Below are 4719 nucleotides of genomic sequence, written 5' to 3' on the forward strand. Positions count from 1 at the left end.
GTGGTTAAACGTCGCCGTGCAGCCGCCGTCCACCGTCACCACCGAGCCGGTCATGAACGACCCTCCCCCGGAGGCCAGAAACACCACCACCCGCGCCACCTCCTCCGGCTGCGCCTGGCGTCCCAGCGGCTGCCGGGCGGCATTGGCCTCGCGCCGGGCCTGGGCGGCAAGCTGCTCGCCTTGAGGCAGGCTGGCGCGGTGGCCGCCCATGTCGGTGTCGATGTAGCCGGGGCAGACCGCGTTGACCCGGATGTGGTCGGGGCCGTAGTCCACCGCCAGTTGCCGGGTCAGGTTGACCAGCCCGCCTTTCGAGGCGCAGTAGGCCGCTGCCAGGGGCGCCCCGGTCAGGCCGTAGGTCGAGGCGACGTTGACGATAGCGCCGCCCCCGGCCCGCAGCAGATGCGGCAGGGCGGCGCGGGCACACAAAAACGGGCCGCGCAAATTGACCGCCAGCACCCGGTCCCAGGCGCCGATATCCAGCTCGTGCGCCCTGACGCCTTCACCAGCGACTCCGGCGTTGTTGACCAGTACGTCCAGCCGTCCGAAGTGGGATACGGCAGCGGCCATCAGGGCGTCTACTGACGTGGAAGCCCGAAACGGTAGCCTGGCCGTACTTAGGTTAAAGTGAACGTGTCCCGCTCCATCTGTGGTCCTGTGCCTGGTCAGTCATCTGTGACCCTCGCCCCCTCAATGCGTATCAGGAGATATCATGCCATCAGAGAACGTGCCAGCTCAAACGAGGCCAGCCGAGACTATACCCGTCGAGACCGCCAACGACGCGCCCGCCGGAGTGCAGCGCCGCACCGTTGTGACGGGTCTGGCCGTCGGCGGCGGCGCACTGCTGCTGAGCCAGGTCGCCCGTGCCCAGACGGCGACCCCGGCGCCCGCCGCCGTGAAGATCACGCCGCTGAGCAAGCTGACCAAGGACTTCGCCACCGCCGAATTCATGTTCGGCGACACGGCGGCGCTGCTGGTGCGCCTGAGTGGCCCGCCCACCGACAAGGCGCGGGCACTGGAGGTCAAGGTCGGCGGCAAGCCGGTGTACCTCTCGGCCTTCACGCGGGTCTGTACTCACCTGGGCTGCAAACCCGCCCTGCCCGACGCCAAGACTCACCTTCAGGTCTGCCCCTGTCACGGCAGCGCCTACAGCGCCGACGGCACGGTGGTCAGGGGACCGGCCAAGCTCAGCCTGGGTCTGCTGAAGCTGGAAGTGCGCGGCAGCGATGTCTGGGCCGTGGCCCTGGCACCGGCTCCGGCCCCGGCAAGCTGAAGACGCTGGCCCGGCGCGAGACGTCGGCGCACGAGACCGACATCTGAATTTCGCCGGTCAACAAAGGAAAGGCAGGGCTCCTTCGACTGGTGGGGCGCAGTGGCGAGTAGCCCCGCGCCGTCAGTCGGCGCGTTGCTTGCGCCCGCGAAAGCCTGCCATGACCTACCTCGACCTTCTCCGACCACGGACCATGCGGCGCACGAAACAAAACAGTGCCCTGGCGAAATAGGCATGTTCTTTGCGGCGTCTGCCACGCTCCTGCTCCGGTGCCGATTGAGAGCCGACAGCCCGGATGCTCAGCGAGGGCACCGACGCGAGATACGCACTCTGAATACGAACCAGAGTTGCAATCTGAAATTTATAGCCCTAATATTTTCGACGTCTAACATATCAGAGAGGCGATCAATCCCAGGACAGCCAATCCCAGGACAGCTCCGGTCCCAAACCGTCCGGCGTTCTCTGTTTCTCGTGGCGTCATGAGGCGGACCGTGACGCCCTGAAGTGGGGCCGCTCAGTCCGGGCGACGCGGCGGCACCCAACCCGCCCGCTGCCGAGTACCACGACACCGTGGCCTTGAACCTGACCAAGCCCTACCGCTACGTGCGGATGAACTCGACACAGCGCGGCTGGTCGGCCAACGACGGCAGCCAGTACGGCGTGTCGCTCTTCGAATTCGCCGTGTACGGGGCTGGCGGCCAGGACAATCCGGCCCCCATCGCCGAGCCGCCCGCCCCCACCGGCAACACCTGGGTGCTCAAGTGGCAAGACGAGTTCGGCAGCGCCGCCATGCCGCTCAAGCTCGACAACAGCAAATGGAACTACGAGCTCGGCGACGGCTGCGACAAGGGCGTGTGCGGCTGGGGCAACGGCGAGCGCCAGTTTTATACTGACAGCCTGAACAACGTCTACGCGCAGAACGGCCTGCTGAACATCACCGCCCGCAAGAACGACGCCGGGCACGACTACACCTTCGGGCGCGTCACCACCGCTGGCAAGTACCAGTTCACCTATGGCCGGGTGGCCGCCCGCATCCGGATGCAGACCCCGGCCACGGCGTCTGGGGCCAAGGACGGCCCGGTGGGCGTCTGGGGCGCGTTCTGGATGCTGGGCTTCGATGTCGACGATGCGTATGTCGGCTGGCCGAACGCGGGCGAGACCGACATCTTCGAGAACATCGGCTACACCTGGTGGCACAGCTCCTCGCTGCACGGCCCCGGCTACTACGGCGCTGGCAGCATCGGCGAGGCGTACAACAAGCTGGACACGCCCAGCGGCATCGTGGCGGGCAGCCACCCAGACTTCAAGACCACTGACTGGCACACCTATCAGGCCCAGTGGGACGCCGACCAGGTGGTCTTCAGCATCGACGACGTGCCGTACCGCACCGTCCTGCGCTCGGAGGTCGAGAAGCGCGGATACTGGGTCTTTAACAAACCCAACTTTATTTTGCTGAACGTGGCCTACGACGGCGCGTACCCGGCGGCCTACCGCAACAACCCGCAGAACTTCACCGGCCCCAAGACCGAGGGCGGCCTGGCGCAACTCGCCGAAGCCAACTTCCCGCACACCATGCAGGTCGACTGGGTGCGGGTCTACCAGCGGCAGTGAGCGGCAATAGCCCTGGCCAGCCCTCACCCGCAACGACCATCACTCACTCACCACCAGGAGACACCATGACCATGAACAAAATGCTGACCGGATTGACCGGATTGACCGGACTGACCCTCGCCCTCAGCGCCTGTGGAACGTCGCCCAGCGCCCAGGCTCCGAGTCCAGCCGCACAGACCGCTTCGGTGTAGACGCAGGCGCTGGGCGATTGCCTGCCCGCCAACGCTGCACTGAACAAGGTCGCCACCTCCTCCTTGGTCGAGATGGACTGGACCGTGCCCGGTAACGCGGTGGACGGCGACACTCCGAACCCCAGCCGCTGGTCGAGCCAGTTCAGCGACCCACAGTGGCTCCAGATCGACCTGGGGCGCCCGCAGGTGGTGTGCGGCGTGTTCAGGTCCTCCTCGTCGAGCGCCTGGCCGGTGCGGGCATGCTGCTGCACCCGGACGTCCATCAGGGTCTTGGCCGCCGAGTTGCCGCTCATCAGCGAGTGTTTGGCGCTGGGCCACAAAAACAGAAAGCGCGGCGCGAAGGCCTTGCCGCTCATGGCGTAGTTTCCGGCGCCGTAGCTGCCCCCGGTAACCACCGTAAGTTTGGGCACCACGCTGTTGCTCACCGCGTTCACCATCTTGGCGCCGCGCCGGATGATGCCCTCCTGCTCGGAGTCGTGCCCGACCATGAAGCCGGTCACGTCGGCCCGCCGCCCGCGCGTGCCCGGTCTACCGCCTCCTGCACCACCGCCTGCACCGCCAGCACGTCCTGACCGTCGACGTAGTAGCCGGGCATGCCGTGGGCCGGAGCCCGCATAGCGATGGTGCGCGGGGCCGACTGCCCGGCGAACTCGACGCTGATGGCGTACTGGTTGTTCTCGCACAGGAAGATCACCGGGGCCTGGAGCACCCCCGCCATGTTCAGGCCCGCGTGCCAGTCTCCGGCACTGGTCGCGCCGTCCCCGAAGGTGCACAGCGTGATGTCACCGGCTCCGGCGAGCTGCTGGGCGTAGGCGGTGCCCACGGCGGGCGGCACCTGCGAGCCGATGCTTGGCCCCTGCGAGACCAGGTTGATCGGTTTGGAGCCGAAGTGGTGGGCGAGCTGGTGGCCTTTGCTGGCCTCGCTGCGCTTGCCCATCACCTCGGCGAACCATTCGAGCAGCGAGGCGCCCAGCGCCAGGGCCAGACCCTGATCGCGGTAATACGACCAGATCCAGTCGAAGCCGGGGCGCAGGGCGTGGGCGGCGCCGACCTGGGTGGCCTCCTGCCCGGCGGCCTGGGCGAAGAAGCTGGAGCGGCCCGAACGCGTGATGCTCACCAGTTTCTCGTCCACCACGCGGGCGCGGCGCATGTCACGGTACATCCGCAGCAACTGTTCGCAGCAACTGAACGTCGCCGAGCGGGGCGCTCCACTCGCCCAGGCGGCGCCCGTCGTCGTCGATCAGGCGCAGCGGCGTGTCGGTCAGGGGGGTCAACATGGCAGGGCTTCTCCTGAAGCGGGTCTGGCGGCGAAAACGGGGAAGGAGGGGCGGCGCCGGAATGGAGTCGGGGCGAGCGGACTCACCGGCTGCCCGCCGCGCCGCTGAAGGCCGCCGGGATCAGCAGGGCCGCGTCGGTGCGCAGGCGCAATTCGTCCAGGCTCACGTCCGGGGCGAGTTCAATGAGTTGCAATCCGCCCGGCACCACGTCGAGGACCGCCAGATCGGTGATGACGCGGTGGACCACGCCCAGCCCGGTCAGCGGCAGGGTGCAGCGCCGCACCAGCTTGGCCTCGCCGGATTTCGAGGTGTGTTCCATCAGCACGACGACCCGCAAGGCCCCGGCCACCAGGTCCATGGCGCCGCCCATGCC

General features: G+C 67.5%; 7 protein-coding genes and 1 pseudogene. 3 read left to right on the top strand and 5 right to left on the bottom strand.

Annotated elements, in window-relative coordinates; all coding sequences use genetic code 11:
• Positions 1-666, bottom strand: a 666-nt coding sequence (locus Q0R23_RS06040; RefSeq protein ID WP_293911476.1) for an SDR family oxidoreductase, incomplete at its 3' end; no start/stop codon positions are given.
• Positions 667-709: 43 nt separating this feature from the next.
• On the opposite strand from Q0R23_RS06040, the gene Q0R23_RS06045 reads away from it, so the two are divergent.
• From Q0R23_RS06045 to Q0R23_RS18490, 3 genes are all read left to right on the top strand, one after another.
• Entirely contained in the window at positions 710-1270 is a 561-nt protein-coding gene (locus Q0R23_RS06045; protein ID WP_293911471.1) for a ubiquinol-cytochrome c reductase iron-sulfur subunit, read from the top strand.
• Positions 1271-1771: 501 nt separating this feature from the next.
• Complete coding sequence (locus Q0R23_RS06050; RefSeq protein ID WP_293911472.1) at positions 1772-2878, top strand: glycoside hydrolase family 16 protein; 1107 nt, start codon at positions 1772-1774, stop codon at positions 2876-2878.
• A 263-nt stretch (positions 2879-3141) separates the two neighbouring features.
• The gene (locus Q0R23_RS18490) at positions 3142-3432 is read left to right on the top strand and encodes a discoidin domain-containing protein (protein ID WP_366520394.1); all 291 of its coding nucleotides are present in this window, start codon (positions 3142-3144) and stop codon (positions 3430-3432) included.
• Here Q0R23_RS18490 and Q0R23_RS06055 read toward each other — a convergent pair.
• From Q0R23_RS06055 to Q0R23_RS06070, 4 genes and pseudogenes are all read right to left on the bottom strand, one after another.
• A pseudogene (locus Q0R23_RS06055) lies at positions 3318-3575 on the bottom strand (carboxyl transferase domain-containing protein); the annotation flags it as partial. The gene Q0R23_RS18490 and the pseudogene Q0R23_RS06055 overlap by 115 nt on opposite strands.
• Positions 3566-4231 (bottom strand): thiamine pyrophosphate-dependent dehydrogenase E1 component subunit alpha, encoded by a 666-nt coding sequence (locus Q0R23_RS06060; RefSeq protein ID WP_366520393.1) that lies wholly within the window; start codon positions 4229-4231, stop codon positions 3566-3568. The gene Q0R23_RS06060 and the pseudogene Q0R23_RS06055, both read right to left, overlap by 10 nt.
• Positions 4221-4346 carry a hypothetical protein gene (locus tag Q0R23_RS06065; protein ID WP_293911474.1) on the bottom strand — a complete coding sequence of 42 codons (126 nt, stop codon included), beginning with the start codon at positions 4344-4346 and terminating at the stop codon, positions 4221-4223. The genes Q0R23_RS06060 and Q0R23_RS06065 overlap by 11 nt, the downstream gene beginning before the upstream one ends.
• An 82-nt stretch (positions 4347-4428) precedes the next feature.
• Positions 4429-4719, bottom strand: a 291-nt coding sequence (locus Q0R23_RS06070; RefSeq protein WP_293911475.1) for a CoA-transferase, incomplete at its 5' end; no start/stop codon positions are given.

Origin of the sequence: Deinococcus sp. (assembly GCF_025362455.1) — a bacterium.
GTDB lineage: Bacteria > Deinococcota > Deinococci > Deinococcales > Deinococcaceae > Deinococcus.

Coding starts and splice junctions, on each gene's coding strand:
- Q0R23_RS06045 (WP_293911471.1), top strand. CDS start 710: ATGCCATCAGAGAACGTGCCAGCTCAAACGAGGCCAGCCGAGACTATA.
- Q0R23_RS18490 (WP_366520394.1), top strand. CDS start 3,142: ATGGACTGGACCGTGCCCGGTAACGCGGTGGACGGCGACACTCCGAAC.
- Q0R23_RS06060 (WP_366520393.1), bottom strand. CDS start 4,231: ATGTACCGTGACATGCGCCGCGCCCGCGTGGTGGACGAGAAACTGGTG.
- Q0R23_RS06065 (WP_293911474.1), bottom strand. CDS start 4,346: ATGTTGACCCCCCTGACCGACACGCCGCTGCGCCTGATCGACGACGAC.